Below are 16,633 nucleotides of genomic sequence, written 5' to 3'. Positions count from 1 at the left end.
AAAATTTAAACCTTATGCACTATGGAAAATCCATTGGTACTGAAATGGAAAGGTGGTCAAAGCTTTGAAACGGAAATAAATGGCTTTCCATTAAACATAACAGAAAATCCAGGTAAGCCAGGCGCTATAGATAATCCTAAAAAGCTCATGTTAGTTTCCTTAGTGGCTTGTACCGCTTTTGATGTTGTTTCCATATTGAATAAAATGAAAGTTGAGTTTTCTGATTTTGAAATTGTTGTAACTGCCACTCAAACGGACACACATCCGCGGATTTATAAAGAGGTTCATTTAATATATTATTTCCTGGCCGGAGAAAAAATAAGGCTCAATATTGAAAAAGCGGTTGGCCTTTCACAGGAAAAATACTGCGGGGTTTCTGAAATGTTCAGGCAATTTTGCAGCCTGACTTATGAGATAATATACAATTAAACCCAATAATCATTGTTTAATGCCAGTATAATTTAACGCTTTAAGCAAACTGGTCCATGAAGCTTTATATTAAAAATATGGTATGCAACCGTTGCAAAATGGTAGTAAAATCAGAATTAATAAAATTCGGGTTACATCCTGCATCTGTGGAATTAGGAGAAGTGGAGGTGGCTGAAGAAGTAGATTCCCAAAGCAAAAGTGAGTTGAATGAAATCCTGGTACCCTTTGGGTTTGAATTAATAGATGACAGGAAAAGCCGCATCATTGAAAAAATAAAAACCACGATCGTAGAATTGGTGCATTATTCCGATCAGCAACTTAAAACCAATTTATCCCGGTACCTAAGCCAGACTCTCCAGCATGACTATACTTACCTGAGCAATCTTTTTTCTCAGGTTACGGGAATAACCATTGAAAAGTATTTTATATCTCAGAAGATTGAGAAGGTAAAAGAGTTACTTATTTATGATGAACTATCCATAAATGAAATTTCGGAGAAGTTAAATTACAGTAGTGCTGCCTACCTTTCTGCACAATTTAAAACAGGTACGGGAATGACTCCTTCTCAATTTAAAAAATTGAAGAACAAAACCCGGAGCACACTTGATACTATTTAATTTGCCTAATTAATAAAACTACTAAGTCAATACCTTAAGACCAATTGACTAAATCATTATAAAAGTCATAAATTGGAGATATAAAAGTCAATTAAAGAACTTAACATGAAAAACTTTTTCCTCCTTCTTGTAATTTTTTATGCCTCTGATCTATACGGTCAGTACTCTATTAAAGGGAAAGTGAAGGATTCAGCACAGTTGCCAATAATTAACACCCGTGTGACGCTATTCAATAGCGATACCACGGTTTTTATTGAGAACAGGACAACTGCAACCGGTAAATACAATATTAAGGATGTGGCTTCAGGAAATTACACGCTGGGTATTGAAGCTCTTGGTAAGGAATATATAGAGATTTCGCTGATTGTAACGGGCAGCATTTCAGCGTTGAATTTTACTCTTGCCAACGAAACCCAGAAAGGAAACTGGGATGTGATTATTCAATCTCCTGAAGCTCTCGGAGGTACGAATTTAGGAGTGCTGCTTCCTGATGGGAAAATCTTTTACTGTCATAATACAAAAGATCCATTCAAGTTCGATCCGGCAACAAATGATACCATTCTGGTAAATGGTGATGACAAGATTCAGGGATGCGTGGGTCCGGTATTACTTCCTGATGGAAATGTAATTTTTATTGGCGGAGCAGATCAGGACTTTTATGGCCCAGGTACACGCCTGGTTAAGACTTATGATCCGGTAAGTAATATCTGGCAAGATCAGCCAAATATGCTGGAATACCGTTGGTATCCCACTGTTGCCAAACTTCCTGATAATAAAATATTAATTGCAGGAGGCGGAGGTTTGAATAATCCGGTTAGGACAAACACTTCTGAAATTTATGATCCTGCCACAGGTACTTCGCAATGGGTTGACAACATTGCGATCGGTAACGAGGTATCTCCCGTGGTTCTGCTTTACACCGGCAAAGTTTTAATGACCCATCGCCCTCCGCAACTTTTTGATCCTGCTACAAACCAATGGAATTTGGCTGATGATTTTGTGCAGGGCAATCGAATGGCAAATGGTGATCACGCGGATCATGAGCTGGTACTGCTGCCTGATGGTCGTGCAGTGGCAATAGGATTCAAATCATTTACTTCCGATCCCGGTAACATGGTTGAATTCTATGATCCTTTAAAAAATTCCTGGTCACTTGGAAATAATTTTTCTCCCGTTCGGTCGAGAGCAAAAACGGTTCTTGCTCCAAACAAAAAGATATTTGTAATGGCAGGGTATAAGGAAGAAGCATCTGATCCTATCCCCACTAATCAGTATGGCTACATGAACATTACCGATCAGTATGATCCATATTCAGGAACATGGAGAAGATTGGATGCAATGAATTATTCACGAGAATATCATGCAATTACAACGCTGGTTCCCGATGGCAGAATTATTGCTGTGGGAGGTGAAGGTGAACCCGGAAATGAGCCGACTTTCAGCGTGATAGAAGCATTCACGCCACCGTATTTGCTTCGCGGTGTTCGCCCGGTAATAAAAAATCTTTCCTCAACCAATCTTTTGAGAGGGAGCTCTTTTAATTTCAAAGTGTCCCGAACAAAAACACCTACTTCCGTTATACTCCTGTCAAATGCGCTGAACACGCATTTCATGAATTCTGGTAATAACAGGTATCTCGATCTTGCTTTCACAAAAAGCGGGAGCCAGATAACTGCCACGCTGCCTTCTGATTCTGTAACCATGCCCGACGGCTATTACATATTATTTGCTATGGTGGATGATATTCCTTCAGTAGGAAAAATTATTCGAATTGAAGGCAAGACTTTGAATTTTATTACAGGCTTGAATGCTTTTACCAGTTCATTCAGCATGTTCCCCAATCCCGCAGGTGATTTTATAAATATTTCTCTTAAAAGTGATTTACGATCGGGTAATTTGAAAATTTCCATTCAGAATGAACTTGGTAAAGTTGTAAAGGCAACGATTTTAGAAAACGTAACTTCTAACCTTACTATCCTTACATCAGAACTTCCGACGGGAATTTACTTAATAAAAATTTTAGATGGTAAAAATATATATACTGAAAAGTTCATTAAAAATTAAGGTAAAACTTTTTCGCCTTTAAAATTTAACAATTACCGGCTAACCAGACAAAAGACTATTGGCCAAACTGTAAATCCTATAAATCATTTCTAAAATTCCATAGTTATTGTATTTACACTTGCAGGTAACTTTGTGTCCTTAATATCACCATTAATGACCCACACTTATAATGTTACCGGCATGACCTGCAGTGGCTGCCAGGATAAGGTGAAAAGCGGAATACTAAAACTGCCGGATGTGCTTTCTGCAGAAGTTTCATTAAATCCTGGTAAGGCAATCATTGAAATGAGCAGTCATATACCGATTACTTCATTGCAGGAAGCAATCAGCGCAGATAGGAAATTCGTCATTTCTGAAGACAGTGATGACTCTTCCCATATGATGATGAGTGAAGCTGAAAACAAATCATGGTTTTCTACATACAAACCACTTTTACTTATATTCGGTTACATCACGGTAATCAGTTTTATACCGACATTTAGAAATGATTCTTTGAATCTCAGCAGTTGGATGAACAATTTTATGGCAGTTTTCTTTATTACTTTCTCATTCTTTAAGTTACTTAATTTAAGCGGTTTTGCTGATGGATATTCTACCTATGACTTCCTGGCAAAAAAATGGAAATTTTACGCCTTCATTTATCCCTTTATTGAACTAACCTTCGGAATATGGCTGCTTTTTGGAACTAATCATCAATTGCTTTATGTTCTTATTTTTATAGCTATGAGTTTCAGTACCTTTGGAGTAATTAATAGCTTGCGTAAAAAGGAAACAATCGAATGCGCTTGTCTTGGCACTATATTTAAGCTTCCTTTGGGAACGGTCACGCTCTTTGAAGATTTACTCATGGTTGGAATGTCAGTCATTATGTTAATAATAATTTAGTAGAACATGGCAAAGAAAATTGGCAGCATTTTTTTAAGAATACTAAAGGCTATCTTTATTCGCAAGAAGAGTTGTTGTGATTGATGTTAGACGAATTCAGAAACCTCCAAACAAGCATTGATATTTAAATTGTAACGTGAGTATCCATAAATATATATCATCTTTCATCCGTCTTATATTGCTCTTGGTCTTTATGACTGTGCATGTCTGTACGGCTGTTTGCAGTGTTGGTATGCTGGGTTCTTGCACTGAGATGAATGGAAAAGAACTATGTCACAAATCCTGTTGCCAGAGCAAGACTCATAATGATAGTAATAGTGACTGCCAGCAGGGTCACATGGCATTTTTCAGTACTATAGGTCAATCGCAGCTACAGAAAACCGAATTCTTAAAAAAAGCTTTTCAATCATTTGAAAGCCCGGTTCACCCTCTATTAATTTTATTTTTACATTCTGAGAGAACTACTGTTATTGCTTTCAACGGCTTTCATCCACCCCCTATTAAGCCGGACATCCGAATATCCATTCAGAGTTTCCAGATTTGATTTGATGCTATAATTGAAATTAGGCATGGTACCAACATTCCATGTTCAAGATTTTTCTATTTATAACTTTCAATCAACTCTAAATGAAATTAAAAACTCAGGACAGCACTGGCTCATCCATATATATTTCGCTTAAAAAAATACTTTTAATAACCATTATTTTGGCAAGTGTATTTGTGCAACAAAGCATTGCTCAGGATACAACAAGCCAATCTCAGTTTTCACAATTACTTCGCTCATACTACGACATTAAAGATGCTTTGGTGTCCGGAAATGCTGGTTCAGCCTCATCAAATGCAGAACAGTTTGTTAAGACTGCCAATGGCATTAGCTACAGAAATTTCGTAGAGGGGAACCGTGATGCCTTATTAAAAGATGCCGGAAAAATTTCAGACACTAAAGATCTTACTCATCAGCGCGAGCATTTTGCAAATCTGTCTGCCAATATGTTTGCCTTAGCTAAATCGGTTAAGCTTACTTCAGAGCCGGTTTATCAGGTTTATTGTCCTATGAAAAAGGCAGTTTGGTTAAGCAAAGAAAGCGCTATAAAAAATCCATATTTCGGAAGCGCAATGCTTACCTGCGGAAGTATAAAGGATACTTTGAAATAATTCCAGGTCACATTTATAACCATAAATATTCTAAAATGAAAAACATAATTTTTGGTATTGCAATTTTTGCAATCTTTTTTTCAGCCTGTACTAACAGCAACAGGCCAGTAGCAAGCCAGAGCGAAATAATAGATACTGTTAAAGCCAGTACTCAAACAAATGGAGAAGCGATTGCCAGTGCTGCTTCTGTTAAGGAAATAGTAAGCAGCTACCTGCAAATAAAAAATGCATTGGTGAGCGACAATGGGAATGATGCCGCCGCTGGCGGCAAAGCCATGGTTGATGCAATGGGAAAGTTTGATAAATCCTCTTTATCTGCCGGGCAAAAAAAGGCTTATGAGGATGTAGCTGATGATATAAAAGAAAATGCAGAGCATATCAGCGAAAACAGTAATAAAATAGATCACCAGCGTGAACATTTTGATATGCTGAGCCAGGATATGAATGATCTGGTAAAATCATTTGGAGCCGGACAAACGCTTTATCAGGACTTCTGTCCCATGTATAACAATAAAAAAGGGGCAATATGGCTAAGTGAAACAAAGGAGATAAGAAATCCATATATGGGGAAAAAAATGCATGATTGCGGTGCTGTGAAAGAGGAGTTGAAATAAAACAACATGAGCCGCATAAAAAAAGTAATTCTGGCATTAGTGATTTTATTTATAGCAGTTCAATTTATACAGCCTGCCCGTAATAATAATAACGGGCAGGTTTTATCAACGGATATTGCCAGAATAGTTTCAGTGCCTGATGGGATATTGGATATTTTTAAAAACTCCTGTTATGACTGTCACAGCAACTATACCCGTTATCCCTGGTACTCCTGTATTCAGCCAGGCGGCTGGTGGATGGCATCTCATATAAAGAATGGAAAAGAAAATCTGAATTTCAGTCAGTTTGGAAATTATTCGAAACGCATGCAACGAAACAAATTGCGGGAAATGGCCCGAAGCATCGATGATGAATCAATGCCTATTCCTGCATATGCAATAATTCACAAGAATGCAAAACTTACAAAAACTCAAAAAACATCCGTATTGGATTGGATCAATAAAACTAAAGAAAGCCTTTCACAACCGAATTAAATTTATGAAACGAATATTCTTAATAGCCTGTACATTATTCTTATATCTGTTTGCATTTGCCCAGAATGATATGAATATGCCGGGAATGAAAATGGAAAGCCCAAAATCACAGACGGTTAAGCCATCAAATGCAAAAAAAATCGAAAAGTCTAATGTACTGCAGGAAAAACATGATGATCTGCAAATATTGAAAGACACATTGCCTTTACAAAAAAATCAAACGGAGATGGATATCAAGATGCCGATGAAAGATACAATGAAGATGGACAACATGAATGATATGCAAACGGGTAAAAAACTAACAGATAGAAATATGGGGTATAAACTTATTGAAAGTAAGTTGCCACCTCGTACTGTTCGTTACGATTTATATATAAGGGATACTACTGTTACTTATGGCAAAAAGCCTAAAAGGGCTATTGCGGTAAATGGTCAGATACCAATGCCAACCCTTACGTTTACAGAAGGCGATACGGCGGAAATTTATGTCCATAATGAATTGAATGAAGAAACTTCCTTGCATTGGCATGGATTGTTTTTACCCAACCGAATGGATGGAGTGCCTTTCTTGACACAAATGCCTATTAAGCCTCATTCTACTTACCTCTATAAATATCCCATTGTTCAGCATGGTACGCATTGGTATCATAGTCATAGCAAATTACAGGAACAGATAGGTATGTATGGCTCTTTTATCATGAATAAAAGAAAAGAATGGGATATACCAACTATACCGGTGGTGCTAAGCGAATGGACGGATATGAAACCCGAAGAAGTTCACCGCAGCCTGCGCAGTGCTACTGATTGGTTTGCCATAGAAAAAGGAACTACGCAAAACTATACAGAGGCTATAAAAAGCGGTAATTTAAAGACTAAGCTTACCAATGAGTGGAAGCGTATGAATGCAATGGATGTAAGTGACGTGTACTACGATAACTTTTTAATTAATGGTAAAAATCAAAATGAACAACCCCAATTTAAGGCAGGTGATAAAGTAAGATTACGCATAGCCAACGGCGGTGCATCAGATTATTTTTGGCTTACTTATTCGGGTGGTAAGATTACGGTAGTAGCCAGTGATGGTAATGATGTAGAGCCCGTAGAAGTTGACAGGTTGCTTATTGCAGTTTCTGAAACTTATGATGTGGTGGTAACAGTACCCGAAAATAAAAGTTATGAATTTTTGATAACGCCTGAAGACCGTACAAAATCAGCTTCTTTATGGTTGGGCAGCGGAGAAAAAGTGCCCGCAACAAGATTGCCTAAGCTTAAATATTTTGCCGGCATGAAAATGATGAATGACATGATGGATATGAAAGGCAATATGATAGAGATGGAAGGCATGCAAATGGCTAACCAGGTTATGGATATGAACACGGTAATGTATCCTGAAATAACAGGCGAAGAAAAACCTGGTAAAGAAATGAATATGGATGATATGAAAAATATGGAAATGGATAAGATGAAAAATGATTCAACGCATCAAGATCATGACATGAAAGATATGAAGCAGGATAAAATGGACGGCATGAAAAAGATGGACATGAGTAAATCTAAAAAAGATAATATGCAGGGACATAACATGCAAATGCCCAATAACAACAGTATGCAAGGCATGAATATGGCAAGTGAAAGCTCTGATATAGTTACGCTCAATTATGGCATGTTGCGTTCAACTGAAAAAACAACTTTGCCTGATGGACCCTGGAAAGAATTGAAATTCGATTTAACGGGAAACATGAACCGTTATGTATGGAGCCTTGACAATAAAGTAGTTTCTGAAAGCGATAAAATTCTTATAAAAAAAGGAGAAAGAATAAGAATAGTTTTATTCAACAACAGCATGATGCGGCATCCCATGCACCTGCATGGTCATGATTTTAGAGTGCTGAACGGGCAGGGTGATTACGCACCCATGAAAAACATTATTGACATCATGCCGATGGAGCGGGATACTATTGAATTTTATGCCGGTGAAGCTGGCGGCGACTGGTTTTTTCATTGCCATATTTTATACCACATGATGAGCGGCATGGGCAGGGTTTTCAGCTACAAAAATTCACCCACTAAGGCAGATTCGGCAAGTATAGATTCATCGGCAATTACTGATATTACCAGCTCCAAAGTGGCTAAGCGTGGCTTAAATTCTGACGACAAAATGTTTCATCCTATGGGCAAGGTTGGTATAGAAAGTAACGGCAGCGACGGCGAATTTATGCTTGCCCAAACACGCTGGAAGGCAAGCACACTATGGCATTTAGGCTATCATGATGAACACGGCTATGAAAGCGAAACCATGATTGGGCGCTACTTTGGAAGAATGCAATGGTTGTATCCTTATGTTGGTTTCGATTATCATTATAAAAAGGAAGGGGCATTTGCAAAAAACATTTTTGATTTACACGGCACTCAAAAAAATATATTTGGCAGCGAGACAAAAAATTTGTTTGGACAAGTAAGCAATAAAGACAATCGCCATACTGTAACAGCAGGTGTTGCCTATACTTTACCCACATTAACCGTTGCTGATTTCAGGGTTGATGGAAATGGAAAGTTTCGTTTTCAGTTATCAAGAGAAGATTTATCTGTTACACCGCGTTTGCGTTTTAACTGGATGATTAATACTGATAAAGAATACATGGTTGGGTTAAGATATATCGCCACCAAATACATTTCCATTTCATCACATTTCGACAGCGATATGGGTGTGGGTGCAGGAGTTACTTTTGTTTACTAAACTCCTAAAAGGGCTTATCAAAAAGAATTATTATAACAATCATTTTATAACAAGTAAAAACTAAAAATCATGACGGGTTATCACACGTACAAAAGTTGTATAGAAGCATGTTTAAAATGTGCAGCGATATGTAATCACTGCGCTTCGTCTTGCACACAGGAAGAAGATGTAAAAATGATGGCAAAGTGCATTCAGTTGAATATGGAATGTGCAGCTATTTGTTATGCGTCTGCACAATTAATGAGCTTAGGCAGCAGCAAAGCAAAAGAGATTTGCCAGCTATGTGCAGACATTTGCGAAGCATGTGCTGATGAATGCGGTAAACATAAAACAGAACATTGTAAAGAATGCGCTGAAGTATGTAAACAATGTGCACAGGCATGCAGAGAAATGGCGTAAGTAAACTTAAAACCTGGCAGGTTTTTTAAAACACAACCTGCCGGGTTTATTGCACAACATTTTTAATTATAAAAACATACATCATGGATAAGGAACAACATCACAATATGAACGGGAAACAATATAGAAACTTATCATCATGGGTGTGCTTTCTTTTATCTACATGTACATTCTTATGTATTCAATGGCGAATGAAATTAATTATGTTTATCCCAACATCAACCAATTCTACATGGCTGGGTTAATGACCCAATTATGAAATTAGTTTAATCTTAGTTGCAGCAAGTATGTATTTAATAGCTTGCAGCAACGGCACTGCAAATTAAACAGCGATACAGATAGTATTGCGAAAAATACAAATTACCAAGCAGACAGAGGAACAGAAAAAATTAAAAGATATGATAAATAACATGAAGCCTTTCATGTATTAAAATGGGTGAGGGTGAGTTGCGAAAGTCAATGTCCGAAATGACGATTAAAATGCAGACAATTCAAATGATTGGTAACATTAATAAAGACTTTGCCACAATGATGATATCTCATTATGAAGACGATATCTCAATGTCAAACCTGGAATTAAAAAATGGTATTTATATTAGGCTAAACAAATGGCACAGAAAGAAATAACGGATCAAACGAAGGAAATTCCCGAGTTTTAATCTTGGATGGCTGCAAATAAATAATCTTAATATACAGTTCTTAAAAATATTATAATTGGCAAAACAAAAAGTGAAGCAGCTTTATTTACCTCTTCTTAAAAAACTCTTCTAATCACCTCATCCCTGACAATTATAACATAAAAAAATAATAGGTTAATAAAACTTTTTTTTAAACACATTTATTAGGATCACGAAATTCTTTTTTATCAAATTAATTTTCTAACTCAACCAAAATTCTACAACAAATGAAACACTTACTGATTTTGCTCGCTGCAACATTAATTTACACAGGATGTACACAACCCAAAGGTTCGGAAATGCTAAAAACGGATACACAGAAACGAGAGATTTTCTCTTCTATTCTTAATGATGATCAACTGTCATCAGAACTGATGGATTCGATGTTGATTAAGCGCCATGACTTAATGATGTCGAAAATGAATTCCATGATGACAGGTGATAGGAACATGCAAATGGGAATGATGGATAATATGATGAGCATGTGCAGCAAAGATTCAGCAATGTGCAATATGATGATGACTAAAACAATGGATATGTGCGATGCTGATCAATCTAAATGCAACATGATGATGAATATGGCTCAGGCACGACCAAATGTACAGAAGTCAATGCAAAACATGTGTGATATGAACAAAACAGATATGCCACGCAAAAGAAGATGAACACTATTTGTAACCTTAGCAAAAGAAAAGTGCTTCAATCAATGACAAAGCGAATAGACTGGGAAAAAAAAATTTCTGTCATTCCCGCATGAAAAGCAATCTGCGAGATGGATGCGATTAAGTTGAAACCATACTCTGCATCATTTCTTTCACTCGGTGGATTTTTGATCATCACAAAATGATTGCAGATTTTAAATTGAAATTTTTTATTGCTATTGGTATCAACATTCCCGTGATGGCTTTATCTCCGATTGCTTCAAAAATTGGTTGGTGTGAACTGGCAATTTCCGGGTTCGCAATATGTTGCCTTTGCACTTTCTTCTATCGTTTTCTTCTATGGTGGTTTTCCTTTTCTGAAAGGATTTTGGAATGAAGTAAAAAACCGTTCGCTGGGAATGATGATACTAATTGCAATTGCTATTTCGGCAGCTTACATATACAGCGCAGCAACCGTGTTTGATTTAAAGGGAGAAGATTTTTTCTGGGAGATGGCATCATTAATCCCGATGTTGCGCACTTGGTAAAAGGAAATGAAACAAGTGATGTAAAAACAGGTACCCTGAAAGAAGGTGATATTATCCTCATAAAGCCCGGAGATAAAATTGCTGCCGATGGAGTTTTGAGTGAAGGAGAAAGTTATGTAAATGAATCGATGCTTACGGGTGAAAGTGTTCCGGTAAAAAAATCTGTTGGCGATAAACTGATTGCAGGTGCATTGAATGGCGAAGGTTCATTAAAATTAAAAGTAAGTCACGCCTCAAAGGATTCTTATCTTTCGAAAGTAATTAAGCTGGTTGACGATGCGCAGAAATCAAAATCAAAGACACAACTGCTTGCTGACAGAGCGGCACTTGTACTTACCATCATCGCATTGACATTAGATTTCGGAACTTTTGCATTCTGGATGTTCGCAGGACAATCACTGCAATTTGCAATTGAACAAATGGTAACGGTGATCGTGATTAGTTGTCCTCATGCCCTCGGTCTAGCAGTGCCGTTAGTAGTTGCAATCTCCACTTCGCTTGCTGCAAAAAACGGATTGCTTATAAAAAATAGAACTGCATTTGAAAATTCAAGAAAGATTACCACGCTCATCTTCGACAAAACAGGAACGCTCACATTCGGAAAATTTGAAGTGGCAAGAGTGGTAGCATTTCAAAAAGGACTTCCGGAAAATGAAATCATACGCCTTGCTGCTGCATTGGAAAAGAATTCGCAACACCCAATTGCAACAGGAATTATAGAGAAAGCGAAAGAGCAAAAAACTTCTCTTCCCAAAATAGAAAATTTCCAATCCATAACCGGCAAAGGTGTGCAGGCAGAAGTGGAGGGGAAGCAAGTAAAAGTGGTAAGCCCCGGCTACCTGAAAGAAAACAAATTATCCCTGCCAGAAAATTTTCAGTCAGCAGAATCGGAAACAGTGGTCTTCTTAATCATCAATGAGACCATAGCCGGATACATTGCTCTAGCCGATAAAATTCGTGACGAGTCAGTGCCTGCAATTGAAACACTTCATAAGAACGGCATCAAATCATTTCTTCTCACAGGTGATAATGCAAAAGTTGCGAAGAGTGTAAGTGACCAATTAAAGATGGACGGATTTTTTGCTGAAGTTCTTCCGCATCAGAAATTAGAAAAGATAAAAGAGCTGCAAGCCAAAGGAGAATTTGTTGCGATGACCGGTGACGGTGTGAACGATGCACCTGCACTTGCGCAAGCTGATATTGGTATCGCAGTAGGAAGCGGAAGCGACATAGCCGCCGAAACAGCGGGAATAATTTTAGTTAACAGTAATCCGAAAGACATTGCAAGCTTAATTTTGTTTGGCAAGGCAACCTACAAAAAAATGATTCAAAATTTAGCGTGGGCAACAGGATACAATATCATAGCCTTACCCTTGGCGGCGGGAGTATTATACAATCGGGGAATAATGTTAAGCCCTGCAACAGGTGCAATTTTAATGAGTTTAAGCACCATAGTTGTCGCTGTTAATGCAAGAATGCTTTCAATTAAAGCTTAATACCAGTCCATTTCCTGGAATACGGGGAAAGCAAAAATAATGAACCCATGACTGGTTTCCGGATATTTTAATTTAACAATAACCTGTTAGCCAATTCAGTCAACGCAACGATTGCGGGAGAAGAATAATTATTATTTAACACAGAAATTCCTTTGGCATCGGTCGCTGCTAGTTCTTCATCATAAGGAATAATAGCTTCAACTGGCAAATCAATCTGAGCGAAAAATTCGCGGATTGCTTTTTCGTCTTCTGCATTTTTTACCTTGTTTGCAACAGCGACTATTTTTTTTATTCCGAGTTCTTTTCCTAATCGGTAAAACCTTGCAGCAGCCTCTAATGAACGATAGTATGGTTCCACAACACACAAAAGTATGTCAACATATTTTGAAGTGCCACGCTTCATCTGCTCCAGGGATGCTTCCAGATCAAGGACGGTAACACGATCGCTTTCTTCCAACGCAGAATGAACAATTTCCCTTACAGTAGTGTGTAAGCCACACATGCAACCTGTGGCCGCATGCTCGGGTTGACCAACAGCGAGCAGCGTGACATTATCAGGCGCCTTCAATCCATAAGTGTCCATTACTTCCTGCAGTGATACTCCAAGGGTTGCGTATCTTTTTCCATCTTCTTTTTCAGTAACCTCCAATAAATCTGTGCTTAGTGCAGGAGGGGATGGAGCTAGAGGATCTATTCCAAGAATGAGTGCAAGATTCGGATTGGGATCACCATCTATAGCAAGCACAGGCATTCCGCTTCTTCCAAGCAGTCGACATAGCATTCCACTGATCGTGGTTTTCCCAACGCCCCCCTTTCCGCAAACTGCAATTTTCATAATACGTGGTGATTTTTTATAAAGCAACTTTAAAGTTTACAAAGATACGTTTTATCAATTTTAATTTGAAGGTTGTATTGAAGAACATTTCATGAAATCATAACTATAAGAATACATAGAAGACACCATTATCAATCATTCCACTTTCTTTCCTTTCATGTTACCTCCTTGTGTTAGAACCAGTCCGGTTACTCTTTCTGCGGCATCTTTTTCAAAAACAATTTTCCGTTCTCTGCCTTTTAAAAAAAATTTGTTTTCACTTTCCGCAAACATTTCAAATCGCGCGAATCCGGTTTCCTGGCCAAAGATGCGATTTACTTCCGTTGTTATTGTGAGAAAGGTTCCTTCACCCAAATCATATCTGCCGGCGTATTGCTTCAACACTTCGGGAGCAATCTGAATTTCTTTTGGCTCCTTAGCAATTGGCAAATCGGATTTCGGTTCGTACTCATTAGGCCCGTATTTGATGGTTGCTGAATAAATTTCTAAGGCGCTCAATTTATTATTTGTGTCGCGGTGAAACTGGAAATACGGACCGCCGGGAATGTTCATAAACAAATCTTTTCCGACATAGGTCAGTGCTGATTCCCGTCCGTTCATCATTCTGTTGTATATAGAATCGTTTCTGAAATTTACTATCCGAAGCACTTTTTCTTTGGTGGAGTTAGCGGTGAGTTTCGATCCGTGCCGATGCATTTCATATGCACCTGCATACTCCCTTAACTGAGTAGTTGAAATTTCTACAGCAGCGGGAGGTGCAGTTGAAATCCCTGCCATCTTCATAGCAACGGCGCGCACCACACCCCCCGGGTCTCTGAAATAATTGTTGCATAACACCACTACATAGATGTGTTTCGATGGAATGCGAATAGCTTCACACAGGAATCCATCAATAGCACCACCGTGCTCTATCAATTTTGTGTTCTGAACATCGTTTACTGTCCAGCCAAACCCATAATGGGTACTTCTCCCATCATTTAGTGTATCCGGTGTCCAGGCCTTTTCCAGCCATTCCTGCTTTACAATCTTATCAGAATACAATGCTTCATCCCACTTGAGTAAATCATCTACACAAGTAACCAATCCCTCTGAAGAATATGCCCACGACCAGCTGTAATAGCTTGATTTATACATTACACTGTCATTGCCTGTGAAATAGCCGCCGACCAGGCCGGGAATAGGAGTGATGTTTTGTCCAAAGTAGGTATGAGTCATTTGCAGTGGAATGAAAATGTTTCTTTGCATGTACTCCTCATATTTCATCCCGCTCACTTTTTCAATGATCATCCCGCATAGAAAATATCCGGAGTTGCTGTAACTCCAATCGGTGTTTGGATCAAATAGGAGTGAGTCTTTCATCATATATTCCATTTGCTCTTCATGGGTATAGTCTTTCGTGTATCGGGCTTCGAAATCTTTATTCTCAGTAAAACTTGGAATGCCACTCGTATGAGTAAGAAGATTTTTGATTGTAACAGTTTTGCCATGCGTATTATAATCCGGAAGGTATTCTCTTACATCATCCTGTAAGGAAAGTTTTCCATTTTGTGCAAGCTGTAGAATAGCTCCGGCTGTAAATTGTTTTGTCATGGCAGCAATGGCAAAATCATATTCCGGCTTATTGGGAATATTTAATTCATAATTCGCAAGACCGTATGCTTTACGAAAAACCGGCTTTCCATTATCCGCCACAAGAATCACTGCACCTGGTTGATTAGCAGCATATGTTTCAGACATTAAGCTGTCAATAAATTTTTCTGTATAGGAAACACTGTTTCTATGCTGGCAGGAAACGAAACAAATGCAGCACAAAGGCAATATTAAAATTTTATTCATTCAGTTATTTTTGTGATGAGTGAATTTGATGCAGCGATGTTACAAGAGGTAGGTGTGTATAGGTATGTCAGATCTCTCTAGGAAAAAACATCAGCAAATTCGTGGTAACTGTTCTCCGGTAAGCATATTCAGCATTCTTCTTCCCCCTATACTGCTTGTTAAAATTACCTGCTTCGGATGATCGGCGGTTACTGAACCAATAATTGCTGCATTTTTACCTGTGTCCATAGCCTTTAAAACATCTACTACCCGATCTGCAATTTCTGCTGAAACTGCGGTTATAAAAATCCCTTCATTGGCAACATATAATGGATCTAGTCCTAACATTTCACAAGCACCTTCAACCTGTTCGCTTAAAGGGATTAAATTTTGCAAAAGGTCAATACCAAGCCCACTATCTTTTGCCAATTCATTTAAAACCGTTGCCACACCACCTCTAGTGGGGTCACGCAAAAAAAGAATTTCTTCTCCAAAAAGATCCAATAAATTATTTACCGCCGGGGCAAGGTTGCAGGTATCACTTTCTAATTCTGTTTCAAAAACCAATCCTTCCCTTACTGACATGATAGCAACTCCATGAGTAGCCACATTTCCGCTTACAATTATTTTGTCGCCGGCTCTGATATTTGCCGCTGCAATTTTCGCTTTAGGATGTAATTCACCAATGCCGCTTGTATTCACAAAGATTTTATCACCCTTTCCCCTTTCTACTACTTTGGTATCGCCGGTCACCACTTTTACATTGGCTTCTTCACAGGCAAATTTGATAGAAACCAGAATGTCCCAAAATTCTTTCATTGTTAATCCTTCTTCAATAATAAAACTCAAGGAAAAATAGCGCGGCATGGCGCCACACATTGCTAGATCGTTGAGAGTTCCATTCACTGCTAAGTCACCGATATTTCCACCAGGGAAAAATATTGGTGTGATCACAAAGCTATCGGTTGAAAAGGCCACAGGATTTTTCAATTGCAGAAATGCGCCATCATGATGTTGGTTCAGGTAATCATTTTTTAAAATATCAAATACACCCGTATTTAGCAGGTTATGGGTTAACACCCCGCCGCTTCCATGTCCCAGAGTGATAATGTCAAAGTCCAGTGGAGGCATAGGGCACTGGAGCTGCATTTTTATTTTTCTATTTTGAAGTTCTGTTTCTAACATAGATATGTTTAGAAGATATTGAACATTGCCTGTCTAAAGCCTGAAACATTCCTGTCAATAAT

13 protein-coding genes and 1 pseudogene are annotated in these 16,633 nt (G+C 38.2%); 11 read left to right on the top strand and 3 right to left on the bottom strand.

Translation table 11 applies throughout. The features are described from left to right. Nucleotides 1-21 precede the first annotated feature (21 nt). The 11 genes and pseudogenes from H0W62_09295 to H0W62_09245 all read left to right on the top strand — a co-directional run bounded on the left by H0W62_09295 (nt 22) and on the right by H0W62_09245 (nt 12,736). Nucleotides 22-429: an OsmC family protein gene (locus H0W62_09295; protein ID MBA3648730.1), complete on the top strand. Its 408-nt coding sequence runs from the start codon at nt 22-24 to the stop codon at nt 427-429. A gap of 56 nt (nt 430-485) precedes the next feature. Next, a complete protein-coding gene (locus H0W62_09290) occupies nt 486-1,046 on the top strand; it encodes a helix-turn-helix transcriptional regulator (protein MBA3648729.1) in 561 nt (186 codons plus the stop codon). A gap of 105 nt (nt 1,047-1,151) precedes the next feature. After that, complete coding sequence (locus H0W62_09285) at nt 1,152-3,110, top strand: DUF1929 domain-containing protein (GenBank protein MBA3648728.1); 1,959 nt, start codon at nt 1,152-1,154, stop codon at nt 3,108-3,110. Nucleotides 3,111-3,263: 153 nt separating this feature from the next. Further along, nucleotides 3,264-3,995 (top strand): cation transporter, encoded by a 732-nt coding sequence (locus H0W62_09280; GenBank protein ID MBA3648727.1) that lies wholly within the window; start codon nt 3,264-3,266, stop codon nt 3,993-3,995. A gap of 627 nt (nt 3,996-4,622) precedes the next feature. Continuing rightward, on the top strand, nt 4,623-5,150 hold the full coding sequence (locus H0W62_09275) for a DUF3347 domain-containing protein (GenBank protein ID MBA3648726.1): 528 nt from the start codon (nt 4,623-4,625) through the stop codon (nt 5,148-5,150). Between the two features lie 35 nt (nt 5,151-5,185). Then, nucleotides 5,186-5,764 (top strand): DUF3347 domain-containing protein, encoded by a 579-nt coding sequence (locus tag H0W62_09270; protein MBA3648725.1) that lies wholly within the window; start codon nt 5,186-5,188, stop codon nt 5,762-5,764. 6 nt (nt 5,765-5,770) lie between these two features. After that, nucleotides 5,771-6,238, top strand: a complete 468-nt coding sequence (locus H0W62_09265) for a heme-binding domain-containing protein (GenBank protein MBA3648724.1) — start codon at nt 5,771-5,773, stop codon at nt 6,236-6,238. Nucleotides 6,239-6,482: 244 nt separating this feature from the next. Then, a complete protein-coding gene (locus tag H0W62_09260; protein ID MBA3648723.1) occupies nt 6,483-8,975 on the top strand; it encodes a multicopper oxidase domain-containing protein in 2,493 nt (830 codons plus the stop codon). 69 nt (nt 8,976-9,044) lie between these two features. Continuing rightward, a complete protein-coding gene (locus tag H0W62_09255) occupies nt 9,045-9,374 on the top strand; it encodes a four-helix bundle copper-binding protein (protein ID MBA3648722.1) in 330 nt (109 codons plus the stop codon). Between the two features lie 904 nt (nt 9,375-10,278). Continuing rightward, nucleotides 10,279-10,716: a hypothetical protein gene (locus tag H0W62_09250; GenBank protein MBA3648721.1), complete on the top strand. Its 438-nt coding sequence runs from the start codon at nt 10,279-10,281 to the stop codon at nt 10,714-10,716. 178 nt (nt 10,717-10,894) lie between these two features. Beyond that, nucleotides 10,895-12,736: pseudogene (locus H0W62_09245) on the top strand (heavy metal translocating P-type ATPase). Nucleotides 12,737-12,803: 67 nt separating this feature from the next. On the opposite strand, the gene H0W62_09240 reads toward H0W62_09245, so the two are convergent. The 3 genes from H0W62_09240 to hypE form a co-directional block, all read right to left on the bottom strand. Further along, on the bottom strand, nt 12,804-13,571 hold the full coding sequence (locus H0W62_09240; protein ID MBA3648720.1) for an AAA family ATPase: 768 nt from the start codon (nt 13,569-13,571) through the stop codon (nt 12,804-12,806). Between the two features lie 135 nt (nt 13,572-13,706). Continuing rightward, a complete protein-coding gene (locus tag H0W62_09235; protein ID MBA3648719.1) occupies nt 13,707-15,407 on the bottom strand; it encodes a serine hydrolase in 1,701 nt (566 codons plus the stop codon). Nucleotides 15,408-15,497: 90 nt separating this feature from the next. Continuing rightward, nucleotides 15,498-16,517 (bottom strand): hydrogenase expression/formation protein HypE, encoded by a 1,020-nt coding sequence (gene hypE, locus H0W62_09230; protein MBA3648718.1) that lies wholly within the window; start codon nt 16,515-16,517, stop codon nt 15,498-15,500. Nucleotides 16,518-16,633 lie beyond the last annotated feature (116 nt).

This window comes from Chitinophagales bacterium (assembly GCA_013816805.1).
Taxonomy (GTDB): Bacteria; Bacteroidota; Bacteroidia; order Chitinophagales; family UBA10324; genus MGR-bin340.
The sequence above is the reverse complement of the archived record's forward strand: the minus strand, read 5'-3'. Positions and strand labels throughout refer to the sequence as shown.